At 43.5% G+C, this 17,263-nt stretch carries 9 protein-coding genes; 4 read left to right on the top strand and 5 right to left on the bottom strand.

The window, feature by feature from the left end; all coding sequences use genetic code 11:
* Window positions 1–106: 106 nt before the first annotated feature.
* The 5 genes from recG to ACE1EF_RS16945 all read right to left on the bottom strand — a co-directional run bounded on the left by recG (window position 107) and on the right by ACE1EF_RS16945 (window position 6,572).
* Window positions 107–2,209 (bottom strand): ATP-dependent DNA helicase RecG, encoded by a 2,103-nt coding sequence (gene recG, locus ACE1EF_RS16965; RefSeq protein ID WP_375721886.1) that lies wholly within the window; start codon window positions 2,207–2,209, stop codon window positions 107–109.
* A 115-nt stretch (window positions 2,210–2,324) separates the two neighbouring features.
* Entirely contained in the window at window positions 2,325–2,930 is a 606-nt protein-coding gene (locus ACE1EF_RS16960; protein ID WP_375721885.1) for a helix-turn-helix transcriptional regulator, read from the bottom strand.
* Window positions 2,917–3,669 (bottom strand): hemerythrin domain-containing protein, encoded by a 753-nt coding sequence (locus tag ACE1EF_RS16955; protein ID WP_375721884.1) that lies wholly within the window; start codon window positions 3,667–3,669, stop codon window positions 2,917–2,919. The genes ACE1EF_RS16960 and ACE1EF_RS16955 overlap by 14 nt, the downstream gene beginning before the upstream one ends.
* A 113-nt stretch (window positions 3,670–3,782) precedes the next feature.
* A complete protein-coding gene (locus ACE1EF_RS16950) occupies window positions 3,783–6,152 on the bottom strand; it encodes a TonB-dependent receptor (RefSeq protein ID WP_375721883.1) in 2,370 nt (789 codons plus the stop codon).
* Window positions 6,153–6,215: 63 nt separating this feature from the next.
* Window positions 6,216–6,572, bottom strand: a complete 357-nt coding sequence (locus ACE1EF_RS16945) for a hypothetical protein (RefSeq protein WP_375721882.1) — start codon at window positions 6,570–6,572, stop codon at window positions 6,216–6,218.
* A 314-nt stretch (window positions 6,573–6,886) separates the two neighbouring features.
* Here ACE1EF_RS16945 and ACE1EF_RS16940 point away from each other — a divergent pair, with 314 nt between their 5' ends.
* From ACE1EF_RS16940 to ACE1EF_RS16925, 4 genes are all read left to right on the top strand, one after another.
* Window positions 6,887–10,000 (top strand): SusC/RagA family TonB-linked outer membrane protein, encoded by a 3,114-nt coding sequence (locus tag ACE1EF_RS16940; protein WP_375721881.1) that lies wholly within the window; start codon window positions 6,887–6,889, stop codon window positions 9,998–10,000.
* Between the two features lie 12 nt (window positions 10,001–10,012).
* Complete coding sequence (locus ACE1EF_RS16935) at window positions 10,013–11,407, top strand: SusD/RagB family nutrient-binding outer membrane lipoprotein (RefSeq protein WP_375721880.1); 1,395 nt, start codon at window positions 10,013–10,015, stop codon at window positions 11,405–11,407.
* 155 nt (window positions 11,408–11,562) lie between these two features.
* The gene (locus ACE1EF_RS16930; RefSeq protein ID WP_375721879.1) at window positions 11,563–13,143 is read left to right on the top strand and encodes a glycoside hydrolase family 32 protein; all 1,581 of its coding nucleotides are present in this window, start codon (window positions 11,563–11,565) and stop codon (window positions 13,141–13,143) included.
* A gap of 237 nt (window positions 13,144–13,380) precedes the next feature.
* Window positions 13,381–17,244, top strand: a complete 3,864-nt coding sequence (locus ACE1EF_RS16925; RefSeq protein WP_375721878.1) for a T9SS type A sorting domain-containing protein — start codon at window positions 13,381–13,383, stop codon at window positions 17,242–17,244.
* The last annotated feature ends 19 nt before the right edge of the window (window positions 17,245–17,263 follow it).

Raw genomic sequence — 17,263 nt, 5'->3', positions numbered from 1 at the left:
TTAGCAAAGCACAGTAGCGTTTTGGCTACCAGGGGATACAAATTATTCATTCGTCCTTCCCCGCCTTCGCCGAGCTATGGCAGAGCAAGGAAGGGCCGTTTAAAAGCTAGGAAATCAGGCCCCAGTTAATGCGTTTATAGGAAAGTTTCGTGAGTTGTTTGGAGAAAATAGTATTGGATTCCTTCTCCAGCAGAGGATCATCATCAAGTACCTTTCCGGCCTCATCGCGGGCCAGTTGCAAGATCTGCCCATCCTTTGCCAGGTTGGCAATTTTCAGATCGAATGGCAGTCCGCTTTGCTGCGTTCCTTCCAGATCACCCGGTCCGCGAAGTTTCAGATCAGCCTCCGCAATTTCGAAACCATCGGTCGTTGCCACCATCGTTTCCAGGCGCTTTCGCCCGTCTTCAGAAAGTTTCGGCGATGACACCAGAATACAATAGGACTGCTCTCCCCCACGACCAACTCGACCACGCAGCTGATGCAGCTGGCTGAGGCCAAACCGTTCTGCACTTTCAATTACCATCACTGTGGCATTCGGCACATCCACACCGACTTCAATCACCGTTGTAGCCACCATTATATGAGTTTCGCCCTTTTTAAAACGCATCATTTCCGCATCTTTTTCTGACGGTTTCATCTTTCCGTGTACCATGCTGATTTTTAAATGCGGAAAATGCTTTTTCATGTATTCATAGCCCTCTTCCAGGTTCTTGTAATCGAGCGCTTCAGACTCCTGGATCAATGGATAAACCATATAAACCTGCTGCCCCAATGCCACCTGTTTATCAATAAATTCATTGATGGTTTTGCGTTTCTTTTCGTAAAAATGAGCCGTCTTTATGGGCTTGCGACCGGGCGGTAATTCATCAATCACCGACACATCCAGATCGCCGTAAAGAGTCATAGCCAGCGTCCGCGGAATTGGCGTAGCTGTCATCACCAGCACATGTGGCGGAATTGTATTTTTTTTCCATAAGCGTGCGCGCTGAGCCACACCAAACCGGTGCTGTTCGTCAATAATCACCAGACCCAGGTTATGAAACTTCACTGTATCTTCTATCAGGGCATGCGTACCAACCAGTATCTGCATTCCGCCGTTCTGTAGCTGCTCATGCAGTATTGTCCTTTCTGATTTTTTAGTGCTTCCGGTCAGCAGTCCTACTTTAACATCCATGCCATCCAACATGCCAACCAGTGTATTATAGTGTTGATTTGCCAGAATTTCGGTCGGCGCCATCATGGTGGCCTGATAACCGTTATCCAGTGCGATCAGCATCACCATGAGTGCCACCAGCGTTTTACCACTCCCTACATCACCCTGCAACAGACGGTTCATCTGTTTTCCGGATCCTGCATCCTGCCTTATTTCACGGATCACACGTTTTTGAGCTTCCGTCAGTTTGAAAGGAAGACAGGTTTTATAAAAGGTGTTCAGCAGATGACCAACCGTGCTGAAAACATGGCCTTTCATACCTGCAGAGCGCCTGTTTTTTAAACGCAGAATATTCAACTGAATATAGAACAGCTCCTCAAACTTTAAGCGTTCAGTTGCTTTCGCAAGTTTCTGGTGACCCGTTGGAAAGTGTACCTCACGCAGTGCCTCTGTTAACGTTGGAAAATGATGCTTTTGAAGCAACCAGGCCGGTAGCGTTTCCGTCAACCGGCTGTTCATGGTTTCAAATGCGTTGGTCACCAGTCCGAGCATGGCTTTGGAATTCAGAAAGCTGCTTTTCATTTTTTCCGTGGTGGGATAAGCTGCCTGCAAGCCTGATGTATAAGCTTTCTTTTCTGCTTCGTCGTATTTTTCCAGTTCAGGATGAACCACATTTACCCTGCCGTTAAAAAGTGAAGGCTTCCCGAACAGGATATAATCCACATCCGTTTTCAATGATTTGGCAATATATTTTATTCCTTTGAACCAGACGAGCTCAATGGATCCGGTATCATCCGAAAAAATAGCATTTAAACGTTGTTTGTATCCTTTTCCGGTTGTATCCATGGTTTTAATCCGGCCAATCAACTGCACATAAGGCATTCCGGCTGTAATTTCCCGGACCTTAAAAAACCGGGAACGGTCAATATATTTATAGGGGAAATAGTACAGCAGGTCTTCAATGGTTCCGATTCCGGCTTCCTGTTTCAGGATGATAGCCCGCTTCGGCCCAACACCTTTTAAATAGGTTATATCTGTTTCGTACAACTCTGCCATGGTGATGCAAAAATAGATAAAAGACGCAAGAATCAAGACACAAGAATCAAGACATTATGTCTGAAGAAGTGCAGGAATAAACTTTATCCTCCATTTACATCTGATCAAATATCCGTTACATCCTCACATCGTCAGGTTCAATAATTTTTTTCATAATGGCGTATACGGTCAATCCGGCAATGGTCTTGATGCCAAGTTTTTCGGTAATATTTTTTCGGTGGGTAATCACAGTATTGGCACTTATAAAAAGCTTTTCTGCAATTTCCTTATTGGAGTAGCCCTGAGCCACGGCTCTCAGCACATCTATTTCGCGGTCACTTAACACATCGGGCATCTCAGAATCTGCAGCAGATTCAGACGCATTAAAAAAGTCCTGCAATTCCTCCAGAACCTCTTTCTGATTATCTGCATTCAACACCTGATATGGTAGTGCGTTATCCTTTTTAAGGTCTACACCAATCACCATAATCTTAACTTCGGCATCCAGTTTACGAAGCTTCTTTACGCTTTCAGCTTTGGGTTCCGGTAAAATATCATCACTCATGATGAGATAATTCACCGGATTTTCACGGGTAAGATGGTGAATGATACTATTAAAATCGTTCATCTCAATAATATCCGGTTCATTACCCAGCACGCTCAGCATGGTTTTAATTCCAAACCGGCACATAAACTGTCCGGAAGCAATAATAAGCGTGTCTTTTTTGTCAGTGTGAACCATTGATCTCCAACGCGATTTTTTCGAGTAGTTTAACTTTCGGTATCAGAACTTTATCCTCAATGCGGGAATGGTCTTCCAGATCCGCTTCCAGTCGAAAGAGTTCGGTCAGCAGTTTCTGACAGAGCTCCTTGCATAACAAGGGCGGAAGATATTTAATAATCAGGTTCTTCAGATCGCTGAGCTTAACCTCCAGATCTTCATGATTACGCTCGTATTCCTCTATGGGCTCATGATCCAGTTCATTCTTCAGGTGAGGCGGAATCTGTGCATGTTCCACGGCCTCCTCCAGCTCCAGCACATAAGGGAATATATTCTTATCCTCCTCTTCCAGGTGTTTGACGAGTTCTGTCCTGTAGTCCCTGAAAAAATCATTTAACAGTTTAATGTTTTTATGGTTTTCCTCATTGACTGTTTCCTGCATTTTGTCAATATATCCCTGAATCTCAGGAATCTTATCTTTCAGATACCACCGGTGTGTATTGGACAAATATTTTATTATCAATTTAGCCGGATAATTCTGCAGCTGTTCCTGCGGGAAATACTGATGATTATGAAAAGAGTTGATGATCTCCAGAAAAAACAGGGCATTGATCCCGTTATCGTGACACACTTCAGAGATCGTTTTATTCCCAAATCCATATTCGATACCAAAGCGGCCAATAATGGGAATTAAGCGGTAATCCCTGTGGATCACATCCGCCATCTTTGTATGTTCTGTAAAAGGTAAAACCGAATTCATTATATCAACACATTATCACATTCATTATTTAAACGCTTTGGAGTCAATTAAGTTGACCTCACATGTGAAAGTCAGATAAAAAGGACACTGCCTGAATGAATTTATTGGTATAACTACAGCACATTTCCGAATTTTACGCCCACATAAACTGTTCGTGGTGTAACGGGTCCGTACATATAGGCCGGATCGCGGTCTTTACCCAGATCAAAATCCGACTGGTATGCATTGAACACATTCTTCACACCACACAGCCATTCCATCCGGGCATTTTTAAGCTGAACCGTATAGCTTATCTTCGCCCCAAAATCGAAAAAAGCCGGTGAAATTCTTAATTCACCAAGATCAGGATCCGTATCCGGACCGAAATATGGCACCAGCATTTTCCCTGTGTAATTTCCTGTGGCTGATAAACAAATATTTTTAGCAAAGTCCCAGTCCAGGGCAAAAAACCCGTAGTGGTTTGGTGTTCTGAAAAAGCGTGTTTCATTAAATTCCTGTGGTACGTCGTATTCACTTTTCTGAATTGTAAACCCGGATGTCAGTGAAAAATCTTCTGCCGGTCTCAACTTGAACTCTACATTTAATCCCGCAACAACAGCGCCATCCTCTGCATTTTTACGCGTATATACCACACGACCTGTTTCATCAGGAATTCCAATTTCATTCACAAACGGATCCTGCAAACGGGTATAAAATCCTTCGAGCAGCAATCCGGTGAATACCTTGCCGACCATCCCGTTATAATCGAGCGATGCCATTACACTGTGGCTTGTTTCCTGCTTCAGATTCAGATCATTAACATTAATGACCTGACGAGAACCGGATGTTTCAATATGCAGGTCTTCATCGAATATTTGCGGCGCACGATAGCCCTGTGAATAGCTCATCCGCGCCTGCAGATTATTTATAATTTTATACATCAGGCTTAGTCGCGGACTAGTGACATTGCCGCTTTTCACTTCAGAATCAGCCTTGGCATGATCCTGAATCCTGTAATGGTCGAAACGGGCACCAACAGCCACCGTGGCCCTGTTAAGCTTCAATTCGTACTGTGCAAAAGCACCGGTTGTAACGGATGACTGATCCGACACAGTTGTATTTTCGGTATGAGGCACACTCACGATTGAATCACCCGAAATAACGGCATTCGCATAATCCGGATATCCCAGTTTCTGATCTACCAGGTAACTACCGGTGTTTTCAATACCTGTAACCAAAGATGAATGATCGAAAACGGCCTTATACTGAGCACCAATATTGTATGTACGGTCTTTTGAATTACCATAATCACTTAACGAATAGTTCGCACCGTAATAAGAATCCCTGTTCAGAAACTGTCCGGATGCAAAGACAGATAGCATATCATACTGCCTGAAATACTGTTCGTATGTAATCGCTGCTGTTTTCAGATCGTGTGAAACGGCTTCGGCCACATCACGCTCATGCAGCGGATAATCCTGTTTGTTTCCACCTTCGCGGTTTTCATTTATGGTAAAAAAATCAATGGCTACTTTATTATGGAATCCCAGCTTTTGGAACACACGTGCACCCAATGTGAGGTTTTTCATAGGTGCCAACTCGGAATATCCATCCCCGTTGGCATCAAACATCTGGCGATCACGTGTAAAACCATAAATGGCCAGTCCGGTTCTCTGATCTTCTGAAACCAGTGAAGAATTGAAATTTAGGGAATACTCCTGCGCTGCACCGCCGGATCCGTTTATCCCTGCACCGGTCATGGTATAGTTTGAACCGACTTCATAAGCGTTACGAACCGGATCTTTCAGAATCAGGTTTATGGTTCCGGCAATGGCATTACTGCCAAACAATGCTGAACCACCCCCTCGCACAACTTCAACTTTTTCGATCATGTTCGACGGAATCAGCTCCAGACCATAAACTCCGGCCAGTCCGCTGAATATAGGACGACTATTTATCAGTATCTGTGAATACGGCCCCTCCATTCCATTCATGCGAACCTGTGTAAAACCACAGTTCTGACAATTGTTTTCCAGACGTAATCCGGGACAGAAATTAAGCGATTCGCTCAGCGTAACAGATTGCGTGGTATTGAATAGTTTTGGCGAAAGGGTATTTACAATAACCGGTGCGTCGGTCCGTTTCATCGCGCTGCGGTCAGCCGATACCACCAGTTCATGTAAGTCCAGAACATCTTCTTCAAGATCAAACCTTATCTCAATTTTTTCGTTGGGCCTCGTTATCACCGTTCTTTCCTGAGGCTTATAACCCACAATGCGTGTTACTATGGTCAATTCACCAACAGGCAAATCCTCCAGTTCATAAAATCCGGTTGCATCGGTAAGCGTCCCTACCGTACTCCCTTTCACAGCCACTGATGCAAAAGGTATTTCGTTTTCTCCTGAGGTTACCCGGCCTTCGATACTGGCAGATGCTTTAGTATTTTCAGCCATAGCCATATTTAATCCGGCTGACAATACAGCCAGTAATACAATACGTTTCATGATTACATTTAAATCGTTAGTAATAAATTAGGATCAGCATAAATGCTGAGAAAAGAGAATATGTCAGGTAAAGCTTGGTGGAGCTCTGCCCAATACAGAAGCAGAGAAGGGTGTCATTACATTTCTGAACAGATCGGCTAAACGAATCAGATGTGTCTTTGTGATCTGTGCAAATGCAAAACTTATAATAACAAAGAATAAAAGGTGAAGGTGATGCAGCATCATAAAATCTACCGATGTATGATGATGCGTTTTGAACGGTGCTTGTTCTGTTGTTTTATTGTATGGATGAGCATGTGTGATTGCAGTTCCGTCAGGCATCTTATGTGTATGCAGGAATACCGTTTGTGTTACCACATACATGGTAAATGCTGCAAGCAAAAAACAGGAGATGGCTCTATGTAACGCTTTAACTCTCATCCTTTAAGATTTCACTACAAAGATAGAGCGCGTATTCCGGTTGGAAATACCAAGATGTTATGATTTTCTCCGCAAGGGTTTCACGCTTAGTTTGCTTAGCGAGGGTTTCGTTACAAACGAAGCCCTCGCTTGTCGCGCCGTTTTCAAATCAACCAAATACCTGTTTAGTAGTACAAACGGCATTCTGCAATCAGGATAAGCCCATAATCAAGACACAATAACTGTATACGTATCAAAAAAGCACGCACGCTGATATAACCTCTGCAATATCAATAGGTTAACTAATTTTAACAGTTAACTTAAAAAAACGAGACATGCGACTAAAGACCTTTTTACTCCTATTAGGAATTCTGATGTCCTTTACATTTAAAGGACAGGTAAGGACTGTTACAGGTGTTGTTACTTCTGCGGAAGATAATTCGCCTATACCAGGTGTAACAGTAGTTTTGGAAGGCACCTCTTCCGGCTCCATCACTGATGTTGATGGGAAATATTCCATTGAGGTACCTGCCAATGCAAAAGTCCTGGTGTTTTCATTTGTGGGAATGGAGACACAATACGTAGATGTAAGCGGTAAAACCGTTTTAAACGTGACCCTGAAACCAGCCAACATTAACATTGAGGAACTTGTAGTTACGGCCATGGGGATTAAGCGTGAAGCCAAAGCATTGGGATATGCCACTTCCCAGGTTTCATCGGATGACATTATGAAATCCGGCGAGCAGAATGCCATTCAGGCCTTGTCCGCCAAAGCTTCAGGCGTTCAGGTGGTAAGTTCAGCCGGCGTACCTGGAGCTTCCAGTAAGATCATCATCCGCGGAAGTTCGTCGTTTACCGGCAATAACCAGCCGTTGATTGTTGTTGATGGTGTTCCTATAGACAATTCCACTATTCAGACTGTGGCCGGAGATAATCCGTACAACAAGGACCTGGAAGGTGTAGACCCGTCGAACGGTGCGCTGGACATTAACCCGGCTGATGTGGAAAGTGTAACCATCCTTAAAGGGCCGGCTGCAGCAGCGCTGTATGGTGTGCGGGCAGCAAACGGCGCCATAGTCTATACCACCAAACGCGGCTCCAAAGGTAAAATCAGGGCATCATACGATTATTCCCTGGAATTATCTGAGGTGAACAAACTTCCTGAATTTCAGAATGTGTATTCACAAGGCAGCAACGGGGAATTCGGCATGGATACCTATGTGAGCTGGGGTGCCAGACTATCAGATCTGGGCATTCAGCCAACTGATAATGTTGACAATTTCTTTCGTACCGGCGTATCACACATTCATAACTTTTCGGTATCGGGAGGTGATGAAAAAGGTTCTTTGAGGTTATCCATTGGTAATTCAACCCTTGAAGGGATCATTCCCAATACGTATTACGACCGTACATCTGCCCGTTTAACCGGCGATGCCGATGTGGCTCCAGGCCTAAAAATAAACGGAACGGCTGCCTATATTAAATCCGGTGGAAACAAAGCACAAAAAGGGAGCAACCTCGCCGGTCTTATGCTTTCTCTGTTTCGTACGCCGGTAAGCTACAATCTGAATGATCCTGCAGAAGGCGGTTATGAAACGCCTGAGGGTGTGCAACGGAAATACATCGATTATTTCGATAATCCTTACTGGTCAGCATACAACAACACGTTCAAAAACAGCCAGGACAGGTTTATGGGAAATACCGGTTTCAACTATAACTATAAATGGCTGACCCTGGATTATAAAGTAGGCATTGACTTTTATACGGATTCCAGGAAGGGAATAATCGCCCTGGGTTCAAACGGTGGAGACGCAGGTGATGGCTTAGGTGAAGTGACGGAAAACATGAAACGCAACCGCGAATTCTACTCCAACTTTATCCTCTCCGCCAAACACAAATTCGGCAAAAACCTGCTGGGGAATTTAAGTCTGGGTCATAACCTGAATGAACAGTTCTACCAGAACCTGTTCGGAAGGGCAAGGAATTTGTCTGCTCCTGACTTTTACAACCTTAGTAATGGCTCCGACCTTTACAGTTACGAAGAACAATATACTGTACGGACAGCAGCCCTGTTTTTCGTCGCCGACCTGGAATGGCAGGATATGTTATTTCTGAATGTGACAGGACGAAATGAATGGGCTTCAACTCTGGGAAGTGCTAAAAAAGATTTCTTCTATCCTTCTGTTACCGGTTCATTTGTATTTTCTGAAGTATTGCCGGAAAATAATGTCCTCAGTTTTGGTAAAGCCAGACTTGGATGGGCAAAAGCCGGTAATAATCCACAGGCTTATAAATATACATACGAAGCATACCGGACACAAACCTATTATACCCAACCTTCTGTGGCAGCTGGTATGACAAACGGTCTGGGCTGGCCTTACCTTGGTCAGAACGGATTTACACGATCAGCCACAATGGGGAATGATGAACTGCGTCCGGAATTGACTACCGGTATTGAAGGTGGTCTTGACCTGCGGTTCTTTAACGGTAGAATTTATACCGACCTGACGTATTACCATCAGACCACAACAGATATTCTGGTTCAGCGTCCAATCGCCTCCACCTCAGGCTACCAGTACATCTGGGAAAACTCCGGAGAAATGGTTAACAAGGGCATTGAAGTTACGCTTGGTATAACACCGGTTAAATCAGCTCAGTTCCGCTGGGATATTATTGGCAACTTCAGCCGAAACGTTAATGAAGTTCTTAAACTGAACGATGCCGTTGATGCTGAAGGCAATCCCGTGGTCAAAGAGATTGAGATAGAATCCGCATTTACCGGATTCGGTTCATATGCAATTGTAGGAAAACCTTACGGTGCGTTGTATTCTGACATGTGGTTGCGTGATGATAACGGACTGATGGTCTGTGATGCTGAAGGGTATCCGATTATCGCTGATAACAGAGGATATGTTGGTAACCCGTTTCCTGACTGGATGGCGAATATCCGGAACACCTTTCAGTATCAGAATCTGAGTCTCAGCTTCCTGCTGGATATTCGTCAGGGTGGCGATCTGTGGGGTGGTACTATCGCCCGTTTAAACCAGATAGGACGTACTGCTATCACTGCCGACCGCGAAGGAACAATCATCGTGGAAGGTGTGAAAGAAGATGGGACTCCTAATGATGTTCCCATCACCAAGGAGGATTATTACCGCTATGTACTTGGGGATTGGGGTCCCGGTGAAAATGCGCGCTACGACGGATCATGGATCCGGTTGCGCGACCTTTCCCTGTCGTATAAATACCGTACAAAAGGGACCGTTTCAAACTACATTAAAGACATCACACTCACAGCAACAGGTCGTAATTTATGGTTAAAAACCGATTATCCCGGTGTTGACCCGGAAACAAGCCTGACCGGTGCCGGATCGAACCTGAACGGTTTCGACTACTTTAATATGCCGGGAACCAAATCATATCTGTTCAGTGTAAAAGTAAACTTTTAAAAAACCGCACATATGAAAATCTTAAAATTCACAATAGGAATAGTTTGTGCTTTGGCACTCACTACAGGATGTACAGAGAGTTACATCGAAGGATACGATGTTTCGCCCAATGACCCGTCTGTGGTACCTGAGGCGAACCTGCTAACGGCTGCCGAGGTTGCCCTGTTCGGAAATGTTACCGGAGAGCTGGCCCGCGAAACATCCGTTTTCATGCAAAGCCAGGCTGGATTAAAAGACCAATCCCTGGAGGAACATGCGCGCTACCGGATCTTTGAAGGTGATAACCAGAACGATTGGGAATCCATCTATACCGACTGGCTTGATCCTGCCTGTGACCTTATGGACAAGGCAGAAGGTGTGAATCCGTATTACAAAGGCATAGGTCTGATCCTGAAGGCCTGGGCCGGTGGTTATACCAGCGATATCTGGGGAGACATCCCGTTTTCTCAGGCCATTAAAGGACTTGAAAACCTGAATCCTGAATACGACACGCAGGAAATGGTTTATCAACAGGTCCAGAATCTCCTGAGCCAGGCGATCACAGAATTGAGTAAACCAGAAAGTGCCAACCTGCTTCTTCCCGGATCGGATGACCTTATTTTCGGAGGAGATGCTGAGAAGTGGATTAAACTGGCATGGACACTAAAGGCACGCTATTTCAACCGGGTCAGTAAACACTACGCCTACAGTGCAGACAGTGTACTCTATTGTCTGCAGTTTGGGATGACAGAGGAAGCTGACAACGCCATGGCTGCTTTTGGTGAAACCGCAAACAATGCCAACCAGTGGTATGCCTTTTATGTGTTACGTCCAGGTTATATGGGCATGGGAGCCTACCTGGTAGACCGGCTCAAAGCAAATAGCGACCCAAGATTACCATTTTACTGTGCTGAAGATGCCAACGGAAGTTATACGCCTTCGGGAATTGATACGCGTACACCTGTACTCGAAGCCAGTGAAATTGGTCCGCTGTTTAATGCTTCCGCCCAACCGGTTCCCCTGGTTACATCGTTTGAAGCCAAATTCCTGGAAGCCGAAGCTCAGTTAAGAAAAGGAAGTAACGACCTGGCAGCCCAGGCTTGTAACGACGGAATAAAAGCGTCTGTTTTATGGGCTACCGGAGCTGAGGCACCGGAAGAATTTATTACGGCCACTTCTTCTCTGACCGCTGCCGACATCAATCTTGAGACGATCATCCTTAATAAATATGATGCCATGTTTACACAGCTGGAAGTATGGACAGACTGGCGCAGAACAGGCTATCCGGTTCTCACACCGAATCCCGATCCGCTCGCCAATCAGAACGGTATACCATTCCGATACCCGACATGTATCAGCGAACGCAATTATAATAGCAACGCCATAGTCGTAAACAACAACTATATCAAACCCTGGTTTGCAGAGTAGGAAACACACAAACAATCAGGTCGGGAGGTTACACACAGTGTAGCCTCCCTTTTTATACAGAAGTATTAGAAGAACTATAAGGCCATATGAAAACAGATTTCATCATTGTGCGAAATTTTCGCTAAATTTCTGACCCGAAACAAAATTGACGACAAATGAAACATGCATTCACGATCCTGATCAACTTATTTTTACTTGCAGGTTTAATTTCCGGTTGTAGTTCAAAGAAAAACAAGGCCGGTCAGAAGATGATGGATGCAGCTGTGGAATTATATTACCAGGAACCATACCGGCCACAATTTCATTTCTCGCCCGATTCCATGTGGATGAATGATCCGAATGGCATGGTGTATTATGACGGAGAATACCATCTGTTTTACCAGTACTATCCGGACAGCACCGTTTGGGGCCCCATGCACTGGGGGCATGCCGTAAGCACCGATCTGGTTCACTGGCAACATTTACCCATTGCCCTCTATCCTGATAGCCTGGGATATATCTTTTCAGGAAGTGCAGTCATCGACTGGAATAATACCACCGGTTTTGGCAATGATAATATTCCACCCATGGTAGCTATTTATACGTATCATGATCCGGTTGGTGCTGAACAGGGCAGAAAAGACTACCAGACGCAGGCCATTGCTTACAGCCTTGATAAAGGCAGAACGTGGACAAAATATGCACATAATCAGGTTTTAAAAAATCCTGGAATTATTGATTTTCGGGATCCAAAAGTGTTCTGGTATGAGCCGGATAAAAAATGGATCATGACCCTGGCGGTGAAAGACCACATTAGTTTTTATTCCTCAAAAGACATGAAATCATGGCAGCACGAAAGTGATTTCCGTTCCGATATCGCATCCTATGGCGGTGTCTGGGAATGTCCGGATCTGTTTCCATTAAAGTCAGACAACAACGAGGAGAAATGGGTACTGATTGTCAACATCAATCCGGGTGCGCCCAATGGCGGTTCCGGCACGCAGTATTTTGTGGGTGAATTTGATGGGCACACATTCACCAATGAGAACAAAGAGCTTTTCTGGATTGATTACGGAAAAGATGATTATGCCGGTGTGACCTGGTCGGATATTCCAAAGTCCGATGGCCGCAGAATATTTATGGGCTGGATGAGTAACTGGCAGTATAGTCAGATAGTCCCCACTGAAAAATGGCGCAGCGCCATGACCTTCCCCAGAACACTGACGCTGAAAAAGGAAAACGGAAATTACAGGATACTGTCCAATCCGGTCAGGGAAATAAAGAACATTCAGGAAAAGCTCGAAATTGTATCCGATCTGAAACCAAATAAAAAAGGAAATTATTCAGGGCATCTGCCTTTCCGTTCCAGTCCGCAGGAACTTATCATCACGGTCGAAAGTAAAACAGAAAACCTTAAAGATTTCTCGCTGACCTTATCCAACGATTTTAAACAACAACTGATTTTGGGTTATAATGCAAAACAACAGCAGTTCTATATCAACCGGGACAAATCAGGCGATGTATCTTTTTCAAATGAATTTACGGGCAACCATATCGCACCATTCAGTATTAACAATTCAAAAATAAAACTGCATATATTACTCGATGTCTCCAGTATAGAAGTATTCATCAACGAGGGAGAGCTTGTGATGACTGAAATAATGTTCCCTTCACAACCATACGATCTGTATAAAGTCTCCGGTTCAGATATAAAAGTTACGCAGTTTGAAGCCATCCGTCTGAAAAGTATCTGGTAAAGGCCTGAACATGAATATTCCTGAACTTTTTCTACTAGTAATTTCAGCTAACCACACTGAAAATGAACATTATAAGCACGGGAGGGATAATTGAAAAGTTGATTATACATAATTGTAACAGGGATTTTGGGTTCGGGTAATCAAATTTACGTAAATTTATAATGGATGTTCCTGACTAGCAGATAGTCCTCTCCCCATACTTTTCAGTTCAAATAAATAACCTCAAATTTACTCACCATGTGCAGGTCTCTGCTTCGTTTTCCTTCCCTGGGAATTTTACTGTTCGGATTTGTTTTAAACGCCAGTGGTCAGATCTGGAATACCCAGATTGCTGACAGTACCGGAATAGCAAAAGGATCGTACATATCCCTTGCGCTTGATAAAAATGATAACGCACATATTCTTTACCAGGATCTGGATCTACTGGACCTGAAATATGTCACCAATAAAAACGGCAGCTGGAATATTACCAACCTTGATACGTTTGGCATCAGTGGAACGGAATCCTCAATGGCAATAGACCAGAATGACAGGCTTCATATTTGTTTCCACAGAGATCCCGGATTACTAAATGTAAATAGCATTATCTACGGACAGTATGCGGATAACCAATGGACCTTTGAAGAAGTAGACACTACACGCGATATCGCATTAATACAAACAGACATAAATACATATAAGGATGAAAAAGTCGGGTTGATATATGCACACCCTTCACAGGATAAACTGATATATGCAGAGAAAAACGGAACAGGATGGAACAAGGAAATAGTTGACAATAATTTTTCTTGTTTATTATCACGTCTTCTCTACAAAAAAGACGGGACACCTGTGATTTGTTCCGGGAAGTTAGATTCTATCATAGTGTATGAACGAAATTCTTCAATCTGGAAGGTTTACAGATTATATGTACCTCAAACTCCTTTATTACCACCCGTCAGAACATTTGATGCAGCCATAGACAGTGAAGACAATCTACACTTTACCCGTAATTTGATCGATACAAAATACATTACAGCCAGTAAATTAAGTTACTTTTTCTTTAACTGGGATGAAATGATTGTCCATGATCTGGGAATGAGCGGATTTGGTACGCCATTATCCATTTTTATTTCTTCTGACGATGATATCAGTATATTTACGGTGGATACTGAACCGGTAATGTACACACAGAATAACGGTCAATGGCAAAGGAACGTAATTTGCGATGATGTATCACCCTCCGGAAATGCGTCCCTTAAAATGGACAGTCATAACAACCCATACATCGCATTTTTCGGTCTCCCTGATAATGCACCGCACAACAAGCAGTCCTATGTAATGTGCTTTCGCTATTTTTCTTCTTCTCCGGTTATAGAAACGACACCTGAATCCATCAGTTTCGGAGATGTCTGGGTCAACAGTTATTCGGATGAATACATTACAGTTGCCAACAAAAGTAATATTCCATTGACCGTAAAAAATATTCAACCGGAAAACACAACGGTTTTCAGCAGCATCAGTGCTTCTCTCCCAAAACTGATACTGCCATGGCAATCGACAACCTTTCAACTCCGGTTCAATCCTGACCTTATTTCAGATTTTAACGACGCTATACTCATCTATTCAGATGATATCTATAACCCTGTCGATACAGTTAATGTAACAGGATCCGGGGTGGATAATGATGCTCAGGGCACCTTAAAACTTAAGGTTAACGATGTGTATTTCAGTGAAGAATATCTGGCTCTGAACTATACACAGCCAGCCGAAGATGTATCCGTTAGTTTGTATCAGAACAACATTAAAGTTGCAGGACCGGTCACAACCGATCATAACGGTTTATCTCAACTTCCGGATCTGGCACAGGGTCATTATATCATTAAGGCATCCAAACAAATCTTTGAGCCCAATGGCAATGCCCATGAAGTTACAGTGAACCAAAACATAGAAATTGGTCCGGCGGTTAATTCAGCAAGCTTGTCATTTCCTGATTCACTGCTCACTTTTAAATACAAATTAATGCATGACCTCAAACATATATCTCCGCAAAGCTATGGTCATCTTAACAACTATAATTATGTGGGTGACTTTACCTACAAAAACAGTCTTGGCGGGATTTATGATATGATGGATAACTGGAATCAGTACATGACGGACCAGAAAGCACAGAGTCTGGCACGACTTATTCTTGTAGAACAATTTACATACGATTTATTTAAAGACGGAACCATTACAGGCAGTGACATGATGAATTGCTTTGGTGATCTGATTGCATACATCTACTATTCCGACGATTGGGGCATGGATCTCATAAAGTTCCTGAAGGCCATTGCAAAACTCCCGGCTGGCGGGGCGCAGGAACTTTATGACCTGCTACTACAGATACTGATGCGGGAACTGATAAAACTGGCGGTAATTGATAATGTAGATATGACCGTTAAATTTGTTGCCGGCGAGGTTGGATATCCGGCAGCTAAACCAATTCTTGATGGATGGAAGCTTTTAAAGAAGAACTACGCCGGTTTCGGCATTCATGGTTTTTCGGAAGTAAAATGGGATAAAATTGCAGGAATGATTTTTGAGGCACTCGAAGATCCATTTATACAGCAGGCATATATTAATGCTCAAACCGGCATGTGTATTGAGAAAGCCGGACAGTTAAGCCTTAAACTGGATCAAACCGGTACGCTGGAAGATGCCATAATAAAGAAAATTGAATTCATACGTGATGAAAAAAGTGCAACGGAAACTGTCCATACTTACAGTGACGGTCTGCGAACGGCCGCTGCCTTGATGATGCAAACTGCAGCTATCCTGGACTGGATAAGCACCCTTGATCCCACCGGAATAGGAAACTACCTGGAACAGGCCGCATTTTACATTAAAGCAAGCGCGTATGTTGAGGTAGGAACTGCACTTACCATTTCTACAGTAACCTACTTTTTAATGCCGCTGGAAATGAGAGATGCTGTCGACAAAATATATTATCCATATGGGACGAAGAGCATTAATTTAAACAACACGTCATTACTGACAGCTGAGAGATCAACATCAGTGAAAACGTATACGAATCCGTTATCTCTGCGGCTGAAAGAAAGTTCCACCAGCTTTAACACTGAACTTGAATCTATACGAACAAAAATAACGGACAATCAGGAGTGGGAAGCTGTCAAGTCACTGTTTGATTTAAGAGAAGCCGAACTGGCTTATGAAAAAGAACTTAAAAATGCAATGTATCCGGTATTATCCGGAGCTCATCCGGCACATCAAACCATACCGGGTTTTGAAACAGAATATGATACACTGGTGGCAAACTATACCAATTCTGCCATGAACCGACTGAATACATATCTCACTATTATTACACTGGCTGCGGACAGCAGCAGTGCCACCAAGGAAAAAGTGCTGGCATACATCGATACGTGTATGAGCGGCGTACAGAAATTAGCAGATCAGACCAACCATGTACTTAATTTAATATCAGATCATATTCAGCTGGAGGCCTGTATTGCGGCAAACAATTTATCACAAAGTGCATTTACAGTTAATGACGATGAAGAAAGTGTGGTTTCCTTTAAAGTTAAAAATTATGGTGACTCTGCAACGTCCGGTGTAAGTGCACGATTTTCTCCGGGACCAGGACTAAACGTACTTGGATCCGATTCGGTATATATAGGCGATTTACAGCCGGGTCAGGAGAGTGATGAACTTACCTTCACCCTCTTTTTCACTACGGATACCCTGAAACAATCCGTTTGGAATATTGATTTTACCACAACACATGGACACTCTTTTCCGGCTGATGGTATATTGATCTATGGCAATAACACCGGCACACAGAATAAACCACCAACACTGCCTGCATTCGTTAGCTGCTATCCAAATCCCGCAGACAATAATGTGGTATTTAAATTTGACTTAAACAGTAGAAAGCTTATTAAAATAGAGGTATTTAACCAACTCGGTCAGTTGATATCCATGCCACTCCACAAAACGATAAACGCCGGAGAGTACACTTTTGACTTAGGCACAGCCTTGTTCTCCAACGGTACTTACCTGTGCAGGATAAGTGTTGATGATGCAGTGATTGAAACAAAACAGATTGTAGTTATCCACTAAGAAATAATGATAATCAACA

This window comes from Quyinboa sediminis (genome assembly GCF_042219855.1).
GTDB lineage: Bacteria > Bacteroidota > Bacteroidia > Bacteroidales > UBA5342 > JBHJHP01.
Note: the sequence above shows the minus strand (reverse complement) of the source record. Positions and strands in the feature narration are given on the sequence as shown.

Coding starts and splice junctions, on each gene's coding strand:
- recG (WP_375721886.1), bottom strand. CDS start 2,209: ATGGCAGAGTTGTACGAAACAGATATAACCTATTTAAAAGGTGTTGGG.
- ACE1EF_RS16960 (WP_375721885.1), bottom strand. CDS start 2,930: ATGGTTCACACTGACAAAAAAGACACGCTTATTATTGCTTCCGGACAG.
- ACE1EF_RS16955 (WP_375721884.1), bottom strand. CDS start 3,669: ATGAATTCGGTTTTACCTTTTACAGAACATACAAAGATGGCGGATGTG.
- ACE1EF_RS16950 (WP_375721883.1), bottom strand. CDS start 6,152: ATGAAACGTATTGTATTACTGGCTGTATTGTCAGCCGGATTAAATATG.
- ACE1EF_RS16945 (WP_375721882.1), bottom strand. CDS start 6,572: ATGAGAGTTAAAGCGTTACATAGAGCCATCTCCTGTTTTTTGCTTGCA.
- ACE1EF_RS16940 (WP_375721881.1), top strand. CDS start 6,887: ATGCGACTAAAGACCTTTTTACTCCTATTAGGAATTCTGATGTCCTTT.
- ACE1EF_RS16935 (WP_375721880.1), top strand. CDS start 10,013: ATGAAAATCTTAAAATTCACAATAGGAATAGTTTGTGCTTTGGCACTC.
- ACE1EF_RS16930 (WP_375721879.1), top strand. CDS start 11,563: ATGAAACATGCATTCACGATCCTGATCAACTTATTTTTACTTGCAGGT.
- ACE1EF_RS16925 (WP_375721878.1), top strand. CDS start 13,381: ATGTGCAGGTCTCTGCTTCGTTTTCCTTCCCTGGGAATTTTACTGTTC.